This is a genomic window from Maritimimonas sp. 2210JD6-3 (assembly GCF_056591795.1).
The window spans coordinates 41,826-56,497 of the sequence record NZ_JBWQOJ010000023.1; the positions used below are offsets into that span (position 1 = coordinate 41,826).

Annotated in this window: 17 protein-coding genes; 6 read left to right on the forward strand and 11 right to left on the reverse strand. The window is 31.7% G+C overall.

Annotation, left to right across the window (positions count from 1 at the left end; genetic code table 11):
* Nucleotides 1-2: 2 nt before the first annotated feature.
* Genes AC1EUY_RS10630 through AC1EUY_RS10640 form a run of 3 tightly spaced genes read right to left on the reverse strand, consistent with a single transcriptional unit; the run spans nt 3 to nt 3,508 of the window.
* Nucleotides 3-1,013: a 4-hydroxyproline epimerase gene (locus tag AC1EUY_RS10630; RefSeq protein WP_480195513.1), complete on the reverse strand. Its 1,011-nt coding sequence runs from the start codon at nt 1,011-1,013 to the stop codon at nt 3-5.
* Nucleotides 1,013-2,593 (reverse strand): aldehyde dehydrogenase (NADP(+)), encoded by a 1,581-nt coding sequence (locus tag AC1EUY_RS10635; RefSeq protein WP_480195514.1) that lies wholly within the window; start codon nt 2,591-2,593, stop codon nt 1,013-1,015. The genes AC1EUY_RS10630 and AC1EUY_RS10635 overlap by 1 nt, the downstream gene beginning before the upstream one ends.
* Nucleotides 2,594-3,508 carry a dihydrodipicolinate synthase family protein gene (locus AC1EUY_RS10640; RefSeq protein ID WP_480195515.1) on the reverse strand — a complete coding sequence of 305 codons (915 nt, stop codon included), beginning with the start codon at nt 3,506-3,508 and terminating at the stop codon, nt 2,594-2,596.
* Nucleotides 3,509-3,633: 125 nt separating this feature from the next.
* Here AC1EUY_RS10640 and AC1EUY_RS10645 point away from each other — a divergent pair, with 125 nt between their 5' ends.
* The 3 genes from AC1EUY_RS10645 to AC1EUY_RS10655 all read left to right on the forward strand — a co-directional run bounded on the left by AC1EUY_RS10645 (nt 3,634) and on the right by AC1EUY_RS10655 (nt 6,161).
* Nucleotides 3,634-4,467 carry an AraC family transcriptional regulator gene (locus tag AC1EUY_RS10645; RefSeq protein ID WP_480195516.1) on the forward strand — a complete coding sequence of 278 codons (834 nt, stop codon included), beginning with the start codon at nt 3,634-3,636 and terminating at the stop codon, nt 4,465-4,467.
* Nucleotides 4,468-4,545: 78 nt separating this feature from the next.
* Nucleotides 4,546-4,917, forward strand: a complete 372-nt coding sequence (locus AC1EUY_RS10650) for a BlaI/MecI/CopY family transcriptional regulator (RefSeq protein ID WP_480195517.1) — start codon at nt 4,546-4,548, stop codon at nt 4,915-4,917.
* A complete protein-coding gene (locus tag AC1EUY_RS10655) occupies nt 4,914-6,161 on the forward strand; it encodes a M56 family metallopeptidase (protein ID WP_480195518.1) in 1,248 nt (415 codons plus the stop codon). The genes AC1EUY_RS10650 and AC1EUY_RS10655 overlap by 4 nt, the downstream gene beginning before the upstream one ends.
* 32 nt (nt 6,162-6,193) lie before the next feature.
* Here AC1EUY_RS10655 and AC1EUY_RS10660 read toward each other — a convergent pair whose 3' ends face one another.
* From AC1EUY_RS10660 to ruvC, 5 genes are all read right to left on the reverse strand, one after another.
* Complete coding sequence (locus tag AC1EUY_RS10660; protein WP_480195519.1) at nt 6,194-6,541, reverse strand: MmcQ/YjbR family DNA-binding protein; 348 nt, start codon at nt 6,539-6,541, stop codon at nt 6,194-6,196.
* Complete coding sequence (locus tag AC1EUY_RS10665) at nt 6,541-6,981, reverse strand: hypothetical protein (RefSeq protein ID WP_480195520.1); 441 nt, start codon at nt 6,979-6,981, stop codon at nt 6,541-6,543. Before AC1EUY_RS10665 ends, AC1EUY_RS10660 begins: the two co-directional genes overlap by 1 nt.
* Before the next feature lie 79 nt (nt 6,982-7,060).
* Complete coding sequence (locus tag AC1EUY_RS10670) at nt 7,061-7,810, reverse strand: cyclase family protein (RefSeq protein ID WP_480195521.1); 750 nt, start codon at nt 7,808-7,810, stop codon at nt 7,061-7,063.
* On the reverse strand, nt 7,810-8,940 hold the full coding sequence (gene hemW / locus AC1EUY_RS10675; protein ID WP_480195530.1) for a radical SAM family heme chaperone HemW: 1,131 nt from the start codon (nt 8,938-8,940) through the stop codon (nt 7,810-7,812). The genes AC1EUY_RS10670 and hemW overlap by 1 nt, the downstream gene beginning before the upstream one ends.
* A gap of 77 nt (nt 8,941-9,017) precedes the next feature.
* Nucleotides 9,018-9,569 carry a crossover junction endodeoxyribonuclease RuvC gene (gene ruvC / locus AC1EUY_RS10680; RefSeq protein WP_480195522.1) on the reverse strand — a complete coding sequence of 184 codons (552 nt, stop codon included), beginning with the start codon at nt 9,567-9,569 and terminating at the stop codon, nt 9,018-9,020.
* Nucleotides 9,570-9,640: 71 nt separating this feature from the next.
* On the opposite strand from ruvC, the gene AC1EUY_RS10685 reads away from it, so the two are divergent.
* From AC1EUY_RS10685 to AC1EUY_RS10695, 3 genes are read left to right on the forward strand one after another with little or no spacing between them, the layout of a single operon-like run.
* A complete protein-coding gene (locus AC1EUY_RS10685; protein WP_480195523.1) occupies nt 9,641-10,579 on the forward strand; it encodes a hypothetical protein in 939 nt (312 codons plus the stop codon).
* Entirely contained in the window at nt 10,576-11,700 is a 1,125-nt protein-coding gene (locus AC1EUY_RS10690) for a glycosyltransferase family 2 protein (protein ID WP_480195524.1), read from the forward strand. The genes AC1EUY_RS10685 and AC1EUY_RS10690 overlap by 4 nt, the downstream gene beginning before the upstream one ends.
* A 10-nt stretch (nt 11,701-11,710) precedes the next feature.
* Nucleotides 11,711-12,451, forward strand: coding sequence for a Bax inhibitor-1/YccA family protein (locus AC1EUY_RS10695; protein WP_480195525.1), 741 nt, complete (start codon nt 11,711-11,713; stop codon nt 12,449-12,451).
* Here AC1EUY_RS10695 and AC1EUY_RS10700 read toward each other — a convergent pair.
* The 3 genes from AC1EUY_RS10700 to AC1EUY_RS10710 form a co-directional block, all read right to left on the reverse strand.
* Entirely contained in the window at nt 12,448-12,933 is a 486-nt protein-coding gene (locus tag AC1EUY_RS10700) for a hypothetical protein (RefSeq protein WP_480195526.1), read from the reverse strand. The two genes, AC1EUY_RS10695 and AC1EUY_RS10700, sit on opposite strands and share 4 nt — an antisense overlap.
* Nucleotides 12,934-12,987: 54 nt before the next feature.
* Nucleotides 12,988-14,229, reverse strand: coding sequence for a tetratricopeptide repeat protein (locus AC1EUY_RS10705; protein WP_480195527.1), 1,242 nt, complete (start codon nt 14,227-14,229; stop codon nt 12,988-12,990).
* Nucleotides 14,230-14,233: 4 nt separating this feature from the next.
* Nucleotides 14,234-14,672: energy transducer TonB (locus AC1EUY_RS10710; RefSeq protein WP_480195528.1), on the reverse strand; the 439-nt coding region annotated here is incomplete at its 5' end.

Sequence of the window (14,672 nt, forward strand, 5' to 3'; positions counted from 1 at the left end):
AATTAAATCACCTGAAATCCGTGTGCATAAGGGTCGTCTTGATCATCTATAATAATGGTATTGTACCCATATACTTTTGCCCACCCCTTGATACTTGGCACTATTGCTAAATTACTATTTATAACTGTTTCTTCTTCTACCACACCTATAAACTTACTACCAATAAAACTTTCGTGAATAAATTCTTCTCCTTTTTTAAGCTTGCCTTTGGCATATAATTGTGCCATACGAGCTGAAGTACCCGTACCGCAAGGAGACCTATCTATAGCCTTATCACCATAAAAAACAGCATTTCTTCCTGACGAAGTAGAATCCAGAGGGTTCCCTGTCCATAACATATGACTCACGTCGCGAATTGTATCATTCTCTGGGTGAATAAATCTATCAGAATACTTTTTATTAATTCGATCTCTAACAATTTGCGAGTATTGAATAATCTTTGAAGCTGTAAAATCATGTACTCCAGAAAAATTCTTTTGAGGGTCAACAATGGCATAAAAATTTCCGCCATACGCAACATCAAATCTCAGCTCTCCTAATTCAGGACAATCAATAGTTAAGTCTTCTGCAGTTAAATAACTTTTAACATTCATCAATTTTACCCAATCTACTTTTCCTTCAGTTTGTTGATATTCAATTTCAATCAAACCAGCAGGAGCCTCCATTCTAATCTTCCCAGGAATTTTTGGTTGTATTAAGCCTTCTTCTATACCAATAGTGACTGTTCCAATAGTTCCATGTCCACACATAGGTAAACAACCCGATGTTTCTATAAATAGAATTGCAAAATCATTTTCTGGGTTATGTGGAGGATATAGAATACTACCGCTCATCATATCATGCCCTCTAGGTTCAAACATTAATCCTTTGCGAATCCAATCGTATTCTTTTAAAAAATATTGGCGCTTTTCACTCATGTTTGCCCCTATTAATCTAGGAGCGCCTTCTCTTATAACACGAACTGGATTTCCGCAAGTATGTCCGTCAATACATTTAAAAACACTGTGAGACATTAAATTTCAGCTTTGCTTTGTTCGCCGTTGACTAATCTTGAAATCGCTAAAGGATTCTCATTTTTCAACTCTTCAGGTAATAAATCATTCGGCCAATCTTGATAACTGAACGGTCGTACCCATCGTTTAATAGAATGAATGCCTACTGCCGTAAATCTACTATCGGTCGATGCAGGATAGGGCCCTCCGTGTAACATAGATGGGCAAACTTCAACACCAGTTGGTACACCATTAAAAATAATGCGCCCTACCCTATTTTTAAGTGCTTCTATAACTCCCAAGTACTGTGAAGCTTCATCAGCAGCAATAACGGTACCTGTAAGTTGGCCCTCTAGTTGTGAGATCATAGTTTCTAGTTGTTGAACATCCTCACACTGTACTATCATAGAAAATGGTCCAAAAACTTCTTGATGGAGTGTTGTATTCTCTAAAAATGTATTTCCTTCAACAGTAGTTATCGTTTGTCTCGCATAATTGTCTTGTACATCATTTTCATAATCAACAACTACTTTTAACCCAGATTGAGAAATAGCATTCTTCTTATTTTTTTCGTAAGCACCAATAATATTAGGATGTAACATACATGAAGGTTCAAGCAAGAGAATTTCTTCTGAAAGTTTTGAGATAAACTTCGTTAACTCAGTACTTTTAACTCCTAAAATGAGCCCAGGATTGGTACAGAATTGCCCAGTACCCAACGTAATTGATTTTGCATAAATCTTTGCTAAAGAATCTACTCTATTTTTTAACGCATTTGGTAATATAACAACTGGATTAACACTACCCATCTCTGCAAAAACAGGTATTGGTTCTTCACGTTTAGAGGCTAAATCAAACAAAGCTCTACCTCCTCGAATACTTCCTGTAAAACCAACAGCTTTTACATCGGGATGTTTCACTAATTGAACCCCCACTTCAATGCCAGCACTATTCAAATTAGAAAATACACCATTCGGCATCCCTGTTTTTTGGGCCGCTTTTATGATTGCAGACGCTACTAATTCGCTTGTACCAGCATGCATAGGGTGTGACTTTACTATTACTGGACAGCCAGCAGCTAAAGCGGAAGCAGTATCACCTCCGGCAGTTGAATACGCTAATGGAAAATTACTGGCACCAAAAACTACTACTGGACCTAATGGTACCATCATTTTACGTATATCTGATTTTGGTATGGGTTCACGATCAGGTAAGGCCGTATCAATCGTTGCTTCAACCCAAGAACCTTCAGTAACCAAATCGGCAAACATTCTTAATTGCCCAACTGTTCTTCCTCTTTCGCCTTTGGCTCTTCCTTCGGGCAAACCTGTTTCTGAACAATACGTTAAAATAAGTTCATCATCTAAAGCTAAAATCTCATCAGCGATTGCATTTAAAAATGCTGCTTTTCTATCTCCAGAAATAGACCTAAACTCTTTAAAAGCTTTTGACGCTAATAAAACTGCTTCATTAATTTCTTTTTCGGTTGCCTCAATAAATTCGTGTTGGTTCTCAATATTCAACTGCGGGTTAAACGTTTTATATGTTCTATTTGCCTTAGAAGACAAGGAGTTTCCTATATAATTTTTACCTGTAATCATTTATAAATTTTTATAATCTGGTAATGTTGGGCGTGTTTTTAAAGCTTCTTTAATAACCGCTAACACATATTCTCGTTCCTCTCCAAATAATGGTAATCTTGGTGCGCGCACAGTTTCAGTTCCAATACCAGTGGCTACCTCGGCCAATTTAATATTTTGTACTAATTTAGGATTTATATCTAACTCTAGCAATGGTAAGAACCAGCGATATATCTCTAAAGCTTCTTGAATTCTTCCTGCCTTTTGCAACTCATAAATTGCCACGGTTTCTGCAGGAAAAGCACAAACCAACCCAGCAATCCAACCATCCGCACCCATGAGTAAGCTCTCTAATCCTAAAGTATCAACTCCAGTCATTATTTTTAAACGATCTCCGAATCGGTTTTTAATTCTGGTAACATTAGAAATATCTCTAGTAGATTCTTTAACGGCTTCAATATTTTCACACTTAAGTAATTCTTCAAACATATCTAAAGTCACTTCTATTTTATAATCAACTGGATTGTTATACACCATTATAGGAAGTGATGTGCTCTTTGCAACTGCTTTGAAATACTCAACAGTTTCTCTATCACCCGCCTTATAGCGCATGGGCGGCAACATCATAAGCCCTTTTGCACCGTCTTCTTCAGCTTTTTCCGCCGCTTCTATAGCACCTTTTGTAGTTTGCTCAGCAATATTAATCAGTACTGGAACTTTACCTTCGACAATATCAACAGTGGTTCTAGTTAATATTCTTTTTTCATGATCGCTTAATGTGCTTGCTTCACCCAAAGTTCCGCCCAGAACAATACCATGCACTCTGGCATCTAATTGCGCATTGATATTTACCTCAAACATGGTTAAGTCTAAGGTATCATCATTATTGAATTTTGTGGTAACTGCAGGCATAACGCCTTTCCATTCTATATTCATTCTATAAATTTTACACTTCAAAATTAATGAGGAAACATTAGCTATAATAACTACATTTTATCCAATAATAATACTATTTTATCCAAAATATTTAATATAAATGATTTTATGATTAATTTTATATTATGAAAGTGTTGCCTTTTAAAATCCCTAAACCTAATAATGATGCCTTGATTTATCAAGAAGACCATGAATTTATCTTTTATGATAAATTACATCAACATGAAGAGATTCAACTGAGTTATATCGCAAAAGGGACTGGAACTTTAATCGTTGGTGATACTGTAAACACCTATAACCAAGGAGATATTCTTATTATAGGAAGTAATCTTCCTCATGTTTTTAAGAGCGAGCATTCTGATAAAAAATCTCTAATGATAACTTTATTTTTCACTAAAGATTCATTTGGAAGTAATTTTTTTCTACTAGAAGAATTAAAATCTACTGAAGTATTTTTTGAAAAATCTATCAATGGATTTAAGGTAACAAAACACAGATGTCATGATATATTTCTAAAACTAAAAGATCTAAACAAGTTTGAACGGTTCCTATCATTAATGACCTTACTTCAAATTTTATCTAAAGCAAAACACAAACTATTATCATCATTCATTTATAGAAAACAATATTCAGATAATGAAGGAAAGCGTATGAGTGCGGTTATGGAGTTTACATTCAACAATTTTAAGAATGGTACCACATTAGAAGAAGTAGCCTCTATAGCAAACATGACAAAAAATGCTTTTTGCAAATATTTTAAAAAAAGAACTGACAAAACTTATTTTTCTTTTTTAAATGAATTGAGAGTTGAACATGCTTGCAAACTATTATTAGCTCATAAAGAACTATCTATTTCTGAAGTCGCTGAACAATCAGGTTTTAACAACATCTCTAATTTCAATCGTACATTCAAAAAACTTAAAAATGCAACCCCATGTAACTACAAAACATCATTTTAATTTTTAAAAAGTCAAAATTATTTTGATTCTTAAATTTTAATCTCTACATTTATAGAGTTAATTCTAATTTTGTAGAGCATGAAATTGACTCAGACTGAAGAACAGCTTATGAAACATCTTTGGAAGCTTGAAAAAGCTTTTATGAAAGATTTATTAAATGCTTATCCTGAACCCAAACCTGCCACAACTACAGTTGTTACTCTTTTAAAAAGAATGATCGACAAAGGGTTTGTTGCTTACAATCTATATGGTAAGTCTAGAGAATATTATCCACTCGTAAAGAAATCAGCTTATTTTTCTAAGCATGTAAATGGGTTGATAAAAAATTTTTTTAATGATTCTGCTTCTCAGTTTGCTTCCTTTTTTACCTCGGAAACAAATTTATCAACCACTGAACTAGAGGATATTATTAAACTAGCAGAAAAAGAACTTAAAAAGAAGAAAAAATGATACTATACTTAATAAAATCAAGCATTTGTCTATCTCTTTTCTTAGTGATTTATCATTTATTTTTAGAACAAGAAAAAATGCATAAGTTTAATAGGTTGTTTTTATTGGTGACAATATTATTTTCTTTTTCTATTCCATTTTTACAATTAGATTTCACTTTATTTAATACTACCGAAGTAAGTAAAGATTTATTATTAGCAAATCAAAATTTTGAAGTAGTACAGATAGATGAGAGCGTCAATTCTTCTTTTTTAGAATACTTTTTTTTAGTGGTTTATTTGTTAGGTACATCAATAATGCTTTTTAGATTTTCTAGAAATCTGTATAAAATATATTCTTCAAAAAAAGAAGGTTCTCTTATTAAGAGAAATGGCTATACGTTAGTTTTATTAGAGAAATCACTTCCACCTCATTCTTTTTTAAACACAATTTTCATTAATAAATCACTCTATGAAAATGGCAAAATAAATGATTGTATTATTCAGCATGAATTAAGTCATGTAAAACAAAAACATTCATTAGATATCATTTTTATTGAAGCATTGCAATTATTATTTTGGTTTAACCCAATATTATATTACTATAAAAAAGCAATAAAATTAAATCATGAATTTCTGGCTGATTCAGCTGTACTATCGTCAATAGGAGATTCATCAATTTATATAAATACATTACTCAAAAATATTTTCCGGAATAACCCAAGCTACTTGGCCAGTAGTATAAATTATTCATTAACTAAAAAAAGGTTTACTATGATGACAAAAAATAAGTCAAAAACAAAAATGCTATTTAAACAACTATTGCTAATTCCAATATTTATATGCTTTGTATTCTTATTTAGTACAAATGCAGAGGCTCAAGAAAAGGGGGCGTCTAGAGAGCTTATGAAAGAATATACTTCTAAAACTAAAGACAATGTTATTAAAGGAAGTGATGTAAAAAGACTTAAATACATTTATAATTTAATGTCTGATAAGCAAAAGGAAAGCGTAAGCCCGATTCCACCTCCACCTCCGCCAACGCAAAAAAGTGAAATGACTTTTAAATCTAAGGATGGAAAAATTATAATCAAAAAGAACAAAGATGTTCCTCCACCACCTTTTAAAAAAGATGTAGATTATTATATCAATGGAAAAAAAGTAAATTATAAAAAGGTAGAAAAACTTGATCTGAAAATGATAAAAAGCGTAAATGTTAAAAAAAGTGAAGGTAAAAAAGGTGCAGTGTATATAATACTAAAATAAGAATATAAAAACCGCTCAATTTAGAGCGGTTTTTATAATTGTTCTCTTAATTTCTTAGGCATTTTTGCTACCACCAAATCATACGAATGATCAATTAATTTTCTTATAAAATCTGAAGGTAAATTAGAAAACTCAACGGTATTCCATAACTTTTTATTCATATGGTAACCTCCATAAATAAGCCCATTGTATTCTTCTCGTAATTCAATTGACCATTCAGGGTCACACTTTAAATTTACCTGAGGTGGTAAGCGCTCTAATCCTGTTAACGCAAACATCTTACCTAATACTTTAAAAACTAATGTAGTTTCATCAAAAGGAAACTCTTCTGTTACTCCTTTTTTATTCAGGCAATATTCGCGTAGTTCTTCTATATGCATTATCGTTCTGAAGAAAAAACTCTAGTAAAAATAAATACAAAATTGTCACAACAAGGATCAGTCATTTGTAGTGTACTTTCAGATACAAATTTAATCTCTTGTTGCGCCTGATGATCAAAACCAAGTCCCTGACTTTCAAAAATTGCCAATGTAGTATATTCAATACTAATTTGATCTTCTTTATCAGATAAGATAAAAGGTGAAGAATACACTTCATTACCATCAATAAATTTCTTAAAGTTATTATCTTTGGTAAAACTGATAAACATCGTCTTTCCAGAGTTTTCAGGATTCACAGTAATACCTGCAATGCTACCTGTTGATTCAAGCCATTGCCAAGTACCCTTTAAATCTTCTATTATAATCTCATTTTGAGAGATTTCATTTTCACTACAAGAAATAAGATAAAAAACAGCTAAAAGTAACATCATATTTTTCATAATACGCTTATTTATTAATAATAGGATACAAAATACGTATTTACGTTGCTTAGATTTTATCTCTTTAATTGATACGTATTTACTCCTCTATTTCATATAAAATAGGTTTACTTGGCGAGGCATCATTTTCAAATGGCGCAATTTGAAGATTTAAGAAGTATGTACCATCTTTTACTTGATTGGGTACATAAATAAGTTCTGTAATGGTAGCATCCATACGAAGCTTTCCAGAAGTATTCCAAAAAGCATTGTGACATACCAATTCTCCGTCATCATGCTCTTTATCAACACTCGGTAAATCAATTAATAAATGCTTTACACCTTTAGATTTCAAATAAATAGCTACCTCTTCTAGTAAATAAGGCCAATTTGTATGTGAGTACTGTGCACTCTTTTTATCATTCGTATTAGGCAAAGTACGAATGATTACCGCTTCTCTTTTTTTATTCCCTAGTGCAAACTGTAGTTGCTTTTTAGAGATCACGAAATCATCTTCCTTTTTCTCTGGAGCCACCGTAATTAATTCAGCCAAAAAGAAAAATTGCTTTAAATTCTGATTAACTGACAGTACATCTTCTGTGATATGACCTACACATTCGGTATGAGTGCCATGCGCATGCGGATTAAAGCGTATGGTATTAAAATTTATTGCTGCACCTTCTTCGACGCTTATAATAGCATCATCTAACTTCTCTGGTTGAATAGTAGGTTCGTCTATATACCAAACACTAACATTATCTTTAGAAGCACGAAGTGGTATTGAAAGATCAATAGGTTTTGTTAAGTTAATTTGATGTTTTTTTGAATTGTAAAGTATCGTTGCCAGCATTACAAGTTTAATTTAAATAGATCTGAAGAAATTCCGTCACTTAAAAATTTTCCTTCATTTGTAGTTAACAATTTATCGTTTTCAATATACAACAATTGTTGCTTAATATAAGGTAATGCTTGCTGTAAAAGATAGTCTTTATATGTACTACCAAAGGTTACCTCAACATATGGTAAAGAAACACCCCACATGGTTCTAAGCCCTGTCATTACTGTTTCATTATAGCGATCGGTTTTTGTTAAAAGCTCTTCAGTTCTTGGTAATTTATTTTCGGCTAATGCCTTTATATATTTTATATTATTTCTGACATTCCAACTTCTTTTTTCACCATTAAATGAATGTGCTGAAGGACCAATACCCATATAGGATTTCCTCTGCCAATAGGCCGAATTATTTTGACTAAAAAAGTCTTCTTTACCAAAATTTGATACTTCATAATGTACATAGTTATGCTCAGAAAGTTTATCAACTAGTATATAAAATTGCCTTTGTGCTTGTTCATCATCTACATTTTTCACAATACCTTTTTTAATAAAATTATATAAAGCTGTTTTTGGTTCTACGGTTAAGGCATAACTTGAGATATGTGGTATTTCAAATAACAAAACTGTCTCTATATTCTCCAACCATTGATCATCTGTCGCATTTGGAATACCATAAATCAAATCGACCGAAATATTTTTAAAGTGGGAAGTCGCGAGTGACAATGACTTTTTGGCTTCTTTAGTATTATGGGCACGATTCATCAATTTTAAGTCATTATCAAAAAAGGATTGAACACCAATGCTGAGTCTATTAATTTGTGTGTTAGCTAATTCAGTAATTTTCTCTTTCGATAGATCATCTGGATTCGCTTCTAGTGTTATTTCTGGATCATTTACAACGTGATAATTTTGATAAACAGTATCAATCAGTAATTTAATTTCATCTGCTGAAAGTAAACTGGGAGTACCTCCACCAAAATAGATCGTTTGCACTTTTAGCTCAGCAAACTCATTTTTGCGCAACTGTAATTCTTTCATTAATGCATTCATCATATTATCTTTCTGCGAAAGTGACGTAGAAAAATGAAAATCGCAGTAATAACATGCTTGCTTACAAAATGGAATATGGATATAGATTCCTGCCAAATGATTAATTTGATGATTTGACAATTAGTTGACTAAATAATTTTTCTAAAACTCTCATTGTTAAATTAGTCAATTATCTAATTAACTTTCTTAGGGTTGTTCTTTACAAAACTTGCCCAACCAGAATAACTTTTACCTACTGTAACACGATCGGCATTGTAGAAATGACACACAGCAGCAGCCAAGCCATCCGTAGAATCCAAATTAGTTGGTAATTCTTTTAGTCCTAACGTACTTTGCAACATTCTTGCTACTTGCTCTTTACTCGCATTACCATTACCAGTAATGGCCATTTTAATCTTCTTAGGAGAATATTCTGTAATAGGTATTTGACGCGATAAACCTGCAGCCATCGCTACACCTTGCGCCCGACCTAATTTCAACATGGATTGCACATTTTTACCATAAAAAGGGGCTTCAATAGCAATTTCATCTGGGTGGTAGGTTTCTATTAATTCAATAGTTCTTTCAAAAATGATTTTGAGCTTGGTATAGTGATCTTCATATTTTTTTAGATGTAGCTCATTAAGCTGCATAAATTGCATCTGCTTTTTCACAACCTTAATCAAACCAAAACCCATAATTGTAGTTCCCGGATCAATGCCTAATATTATTTTTTCTGAACTCAAATAAAAAGAATTACTTTGCAACAATGTACAATTCGTTGCCATACAAAACTAAACAATTCCTGTTTCTTTTAGTGAAATTAGCCATTATAGTTGGCGCTTTTTATTTTATATATAATAAGGTCGTTTATAATGAACAAATCGGTTTTCAAGATTTTTTAATTCAGCTCGAAAAAAGTATTGCCGCAAGTACTAGTACTTTGTTTATTCTTTTAGCATTAACAATATGCAATTGGTTCTTTGAAATTCTAAAATGGAAAAGTTTAGCATCGTATGTATCTAAAATTTCTGTTACTGCCGCTGCTAAACAAAGTTTAGGTTCTTTAACGGCTTCGTTGTTTACACCGAATAGAATTGGTGAGTACGGAGCAAAAGCTATTTATTTTGGTAAAGGAAAAAGACGAAAAATCATGTTGCTTAATTTATTAGGTAATATAAACCAAATGGCTATAACGACGCTTTTTGGTGTTGTTGGTCTTATCTATTTTCTTAGTACATATCAAGTAGATTTAGAAGTCTATCGATTACGACGATTTATATATTTGTTTGCGTTTATTATGATTTTTGGCTTTTTTGGAAAGCGTTATGGCGCAAAAAAAATTCGAGGATTTTATATTGATAAAGTTATCGGTTTTATTAAGAAAATGCCCTTCTCACTACATGTTAAAAATTTATTTTTTTCTGCAATTAGGTATTTAATATTTTCATTTCAGTTTTACTTTCTGTTAACCGTTTTTAAGGTTGATATCGATTATTTTACTGCCATCATGCTTATAAGTAGTATGTATCTTTTAGCATCATTAATACCGAGTTTAACTTTTTTTGATTGGCTTATTAAAGGATCTGTAGCGGTTTGGGTATTTAGTTTTTATCCGGTTAATGAACTTCGTATTATTACCATCACTTTAGTGATGTGGGTATTAAATTTTGCCATTCCTGCAATTTTCGGGAGCTATTTTGTGTTAAATTTTAATTTCTCAGCGTTATATGAGACAAAAAACGGTATTGAATGATTATTGCAGCTATCATCATAACATTAGTGTATGTTACCATTATTTGTTCATTTATCATTGGCTTTGATCGTGTTAAAAAATTTGAACTATTAAATGACAAGCTAATTAATTCTTTTTCTATTATTATTCCTTTTCGAAATGAAGCTCAAAATCTCCCTGAATTATTAAATAGTTTAAAGCAACTTAACTATCCAAAGGATAAATTCGAGTTTATTTTTGTTGACGATGACTCTACAGATGATTCAATTACGATTATTGAGACTTCTTTTATGAATACATCCTACAACGTTACTATTTTAAAAAACCAGAGAAAAACAAATTCTCCTAAAAAAGATGCTCTAAATACTGCCATTGAACAAGCAAAATTTGATTGGATACTTACCACAGATGCAGATTGCGAGGTATCAAAAAACTGGTTAAAAGCATTTGATGATTTTATACAAAATAAGCAACCATTCATGATTGCCGCTCCCGTAACTTATAAAAATACAACGACCTTCTTAGATCGTTTTCAACTATTAGATCTATTAAGCTTACAAGGAAGTACTATAGGAGCTTTTGGTATTAAAAAACCCTTCTTATGTAATGGAGCAAATTTATGTTATACAAAAGCTGTTTTTAAGGAGGTACATGGTTTTGAAGGAAACATGATTCTAGCCAGTGGAGATGATATGTTCCTTATGGAAAAAATTGTGAAAAAACATCCCACAAAAGTGAGATATATAAAATCTTTAGAGGCATTAGTTACTACAAAACCCGAAGCTAGTTTACAAGATTTAATACAACAACGAATACGTTGGGCTTCAAAAGCTACTGGATATAACAATAACTTTAGCCGTTTTGTTGCTATTACCGTTTTTTTAATGAGTCTTCTATTGGTATTTCTTTTAGTCGCATCTGTAGTAGGTTATTTTAAATGGTCTTATTTAATTTTATTATTCGGCGTCAAGGCTTTAGCAGATATGAGTCTTCTATTTAAAATGGCTCGTTTTTTCAATCAAAAAAGTGTTTTAGCATCATTTGTTATCAGCAGTCTCGTCTATCCCTTTTTTAGTATGTTTGTAGTAATACCTTCTTTATCTGGAGGGTACCGATGGAAAGACCGACGGTTTAAAAAATAAATCAGCCTACATGTCAATACTTAATTATAGAACTTCAAATCCTGCTTTCACAAATTATATCTGGAAGAGTAAAAAATCAACGATTAAGAAAATGTCGCTTACCGGAATCTTTTTGAAGTCACTTTTTTGCTTGGGACTCGTTGGATTAACGACATGGTACGTTTGGGATTTGGTAAATAAAGGTGTTAATGTAAAGTGGTACACCTCAATAGGTATGTTAGCTGCTATATTTTTTAGTTTATTAACGTCCTTTAAGCGTACATGGGCTCCTTTTACGACACCATTATATGCCTTAGCAAAAGGATTTTTTTTAGGAGGAATTTCTGCATACGCAGAACAGCGTTTTCCTGGAATGCCTATGAAAGCCGTTAGTATTACGATACTTACGTTTTTTGTAATGCTTATACTTTACAAAGCCAGCATTATCAAGGTTACCAGACGCTTTAGAAGTGTTGTGATAAGTGTCGCTATAACCATCATGTTTATTTATATTATTAACTGGATATTAACCATTTTCGACCTCAGTTTACCATTCGTTTGGGGTACGTCTTGGTTCGCTATAGGCTTTAATGTCGTGGCAGCTTTAGTAGCTTCATTTTCATTATTACTCGATTTTGACTTTATAGATAGAAAAATAGGACGTGCTCCAAAATACTACGATTGGGTAGCTACTTGGGGATTGCTCGTAACATTAATATGGTTATACATTGAAGTATTACGACTCATGAAAAAACTAGCCATTAGATTTTAACGTATTGTTCGCACCACTACTGCTAATTTATATTGAGAATTTACAGGTATGTCTCGCTTTTTAGCGGGTAAATCTAAAATAGGAAGTTCATTAATACTTTGTCGTATTATACTATCTAACTCAGGCACATTTTGTGTAATACTTTGTGGAGAGTTAATGGCTATAACTTTCGTTTTACCGTTACTATTTATTAAGAGCTCGACATACGACGAGTCATTAACAGTTTCCTTAACTTGATAATTAATTTGATGAAGTTTTTCTGATAACAACTTCGTTAAAGTAGCCTCAAAACAAGACTTTTGAGCTTGTTTATCATCTAATTCACTACAATTTGAAAATAAAGGATAATCATCTACCGAAGTGTAATCAATAACGGTATCTAACACCTGAATATTTTTAGAGGCAGTACTACTTGAAGACGTTTTGCTACAAGAAATTAAAGTAAATAGTAAGAAAATGACTGCTACTGTACGCAAAGACATTGTTAACCGATTGACAACGTGAAAGTACAATTTTTTTAGTTCAATGTAAATTGATTATTCTGCTTTTATGAACAATGCTTTTTTAATTTCTTTTATTCTTTGCTTAGCATAGGCTGTTTGTTCTTTATTCTTATTAAGGTGTTTTAAAATATAGTTCTCGAAATGTTGTAAAGCAATCTTCTTATCCTTGTAATATGTATCTGAGATAATAGCTAATTGATATTTTAAAGTATAATCAGAAGGATTAATTTTTAATCCTTTTTCTAACGTCTTTAAGGCTACCTTGTAAAGCTTTTGCTCTACTTGAGCCATTGACAAGTAATAATAATATTCAGCCATATTTGGCTGTTCTTTAAAAATTGCCAGCATAAAATGTAATTGCGCTTTCTTAAATTTTTCTAATTTGTAATAATTTAGACCTATATTATAATTTATGGAGGCATCGTTAGTATCTTTTCGAGCCGCTTTCTCTAAATATAAGATGGCTTGTTCATAATTTTCTATTCTATTATAACACAACCCGAATAGTTTTAATGTAAAGCTTGTTTCGAAATTTAATTTTTCTAGTTTTTTGAGATACACTAAGGTCGTATCATATTGTTTTCTTGCATATTCAGTCTGTGCTTTTAATTGTAAAAAATTTAAACTTTTAGGGTACAGTCTTAATCCTTTATCAATGAATAAACGAGACGAGTCTTTTACATTTACAATTTTGTAGAATTTTGCCAATTCATAAATACTCTTTATATGTGTTGTATCTAGCTTATACGCTTGTAAATATCCTATTGAAGCATCCTTTTTTAATTTGTTATAAGCTTCTCCTAGCTGGTAGTGATAATTCGGATTTTCAGGATCCTTGTCAATAAGTTCTTGCAATAAATCAACAGCTTTATTCACTTTCCTATTACCCATGTATAATTTGGCAAGTTGATATTTTAATAATAAATTGTTTGGATTGTTTTGAACAATTTCATTGTACAACTGTATTGCCTTTTCTGCGTTACCAATTGCTTGGTAGCATTTACCCATTTCTTCTTTTATTTTTAGAGATGGCTTTACAGTATAAGCTTTTTGATAAAACTTAATAGCTTTTGAGTAGCTACCCACTTTTTGATAAATATTGGCTATTTTTTGAATTTCAAAAAATGTAGGTTCTTTTTGTTCTTCTAACCTTATTAGTGCAGATTTATAATCACCCGTTTTAAGTAAACTATCCGCAATTTTTAAAACCGAAATTTGTGCTTCGGTTTTAAAAATCAACAATGAAAATAAAATAAAGATTAAAATCTTATTCATAAACTTATTCTACTTCAAATGTTATGGGAAGTTGATAAGGTACTCTAACATTCTTACCATTATGCATTCCAGGTTTCAACTTAGGTAAATTAGCTACTATTCTTCTAGCTTCATCTTCTAATTCTTTGTGGGGAGCTCTTATACCAGATATTTCGATATCACCTTGCGCAGTTACTTTAAATAAAGTGAAAATTCTTTTTTTACCAGAAGATAAATTAAGAGAATTTGCCAAGGTTATGTCGAAATTATTCTTTACATGCTCTTGTATTTTTTTATTAAAGCAATCTTTAGGGTTACTACTTCCTTCACAACCTGGAAATATTGGAGCCTCATCAACAACAGCAAATGGAATATCATCTAACGTTACTGTTCTATTATCTTGTGTTTCCCTTATTTCAAGAATTTCATTTGAGTTTGCTAAGAGTTTTTCTTTTTTATATAAT

Excerpts from the sequence above, each read along its gene's own strand:
- AC1EUY_RS10630 (WP_480195513.1), bottom strand. The coding sequence starts at position 1,013 with ATGTCTCACAGTGTTTTTAAATGTATTGACGGACATACTTGCGGAAAT.
- AC1EUY_RS10635 (WP_480195514.1), bottom strand. The coding sequence starts at position 2,593 with ATGATTACAGGTAAAAATTATATAGGAAACTCCTTGTCTTCTAAGGCA.
- AC1EUY_RS10640 (WP_480195515.1), bottom strand. The coding sequence starts at position 3,508 with ATGAATATAGAATGGAAAGGCGTTATGCCTGCAGTTACCACAAAATTC.
- AC1EUY_RS10645 (WP_480195516.1), top strand. The coding sequence starts at position 3,634 with ATGAAAGTGTTGCCTTTTAAAATCCCTAAACCTAATAATGATGCCTTG.
- AC1EUY_RS10650 (WP_480195517.1), top strand. The coding sequence starts at position 4,546 with ATGAAATTGACTCAGACTGAAGAACAGCTTATGAAACATCTTTGGAAG.
- AC1EUY_RS10655 (WP_480195518.1), top strand. The coding sequence starts at position 4,914 with ATGATACTATACTTAATAAAATCAAGCATTTGTCTATCTCTTTTCTTA.
- AC1EUY_RS10660 (WP_480195519.1), bottom strand. The coding sequence starts at position 6,541 with ATGCATATAGAAGAACTACGCGAATATTGCCTGAATAAAAAAGGAGTA.
- AC1EUY_RS10665 (WP_480195520.1), bottom strand. The coding sequence starts at position 6,981 with ATGAAAAATATGATGTTACTTTTAGCTGTTTTTTATCTTATTTCTTGT.
- AC1EUY_RS10670 (WP_480195521.1), bottom strand. The coding sequence starts at position 7,810 with ATGCTGGCAACGATACTTTACAATTCAAAAAAACATCAAATTAACTTA.
- AC1EUY_RS10690 (WP_480195524.1), top strand. The coding sequence starts at position 10,576 with ATGATTATTGCAGCTATCATCATAACATTAGTGTATGTTACCATTATT.
- AC1EUY_RS10695 (WP_480195525.1), top strand. The coding sequence starts at position 11,711 with ATGTCAATACTTAATTATAGAACTTCAAATCCTGCTTTCACAAATTAT.
- AC1EUY_RS10700 (WP_480195526.1), bottom strand. The coding sequence starts at position 12,933 with ATGTCTTTGCGTACAGTAGCAGTCATTTTCTTACTATTTACTTTAATT.
- AC1EUY_RS10705 (WP_480195527.1), bottom strand. The coding sequence starts at position 14,229 with ATGAATAAGATTTTAATCTTTATTTTATTTTCATTGTTGATTTTTAAA.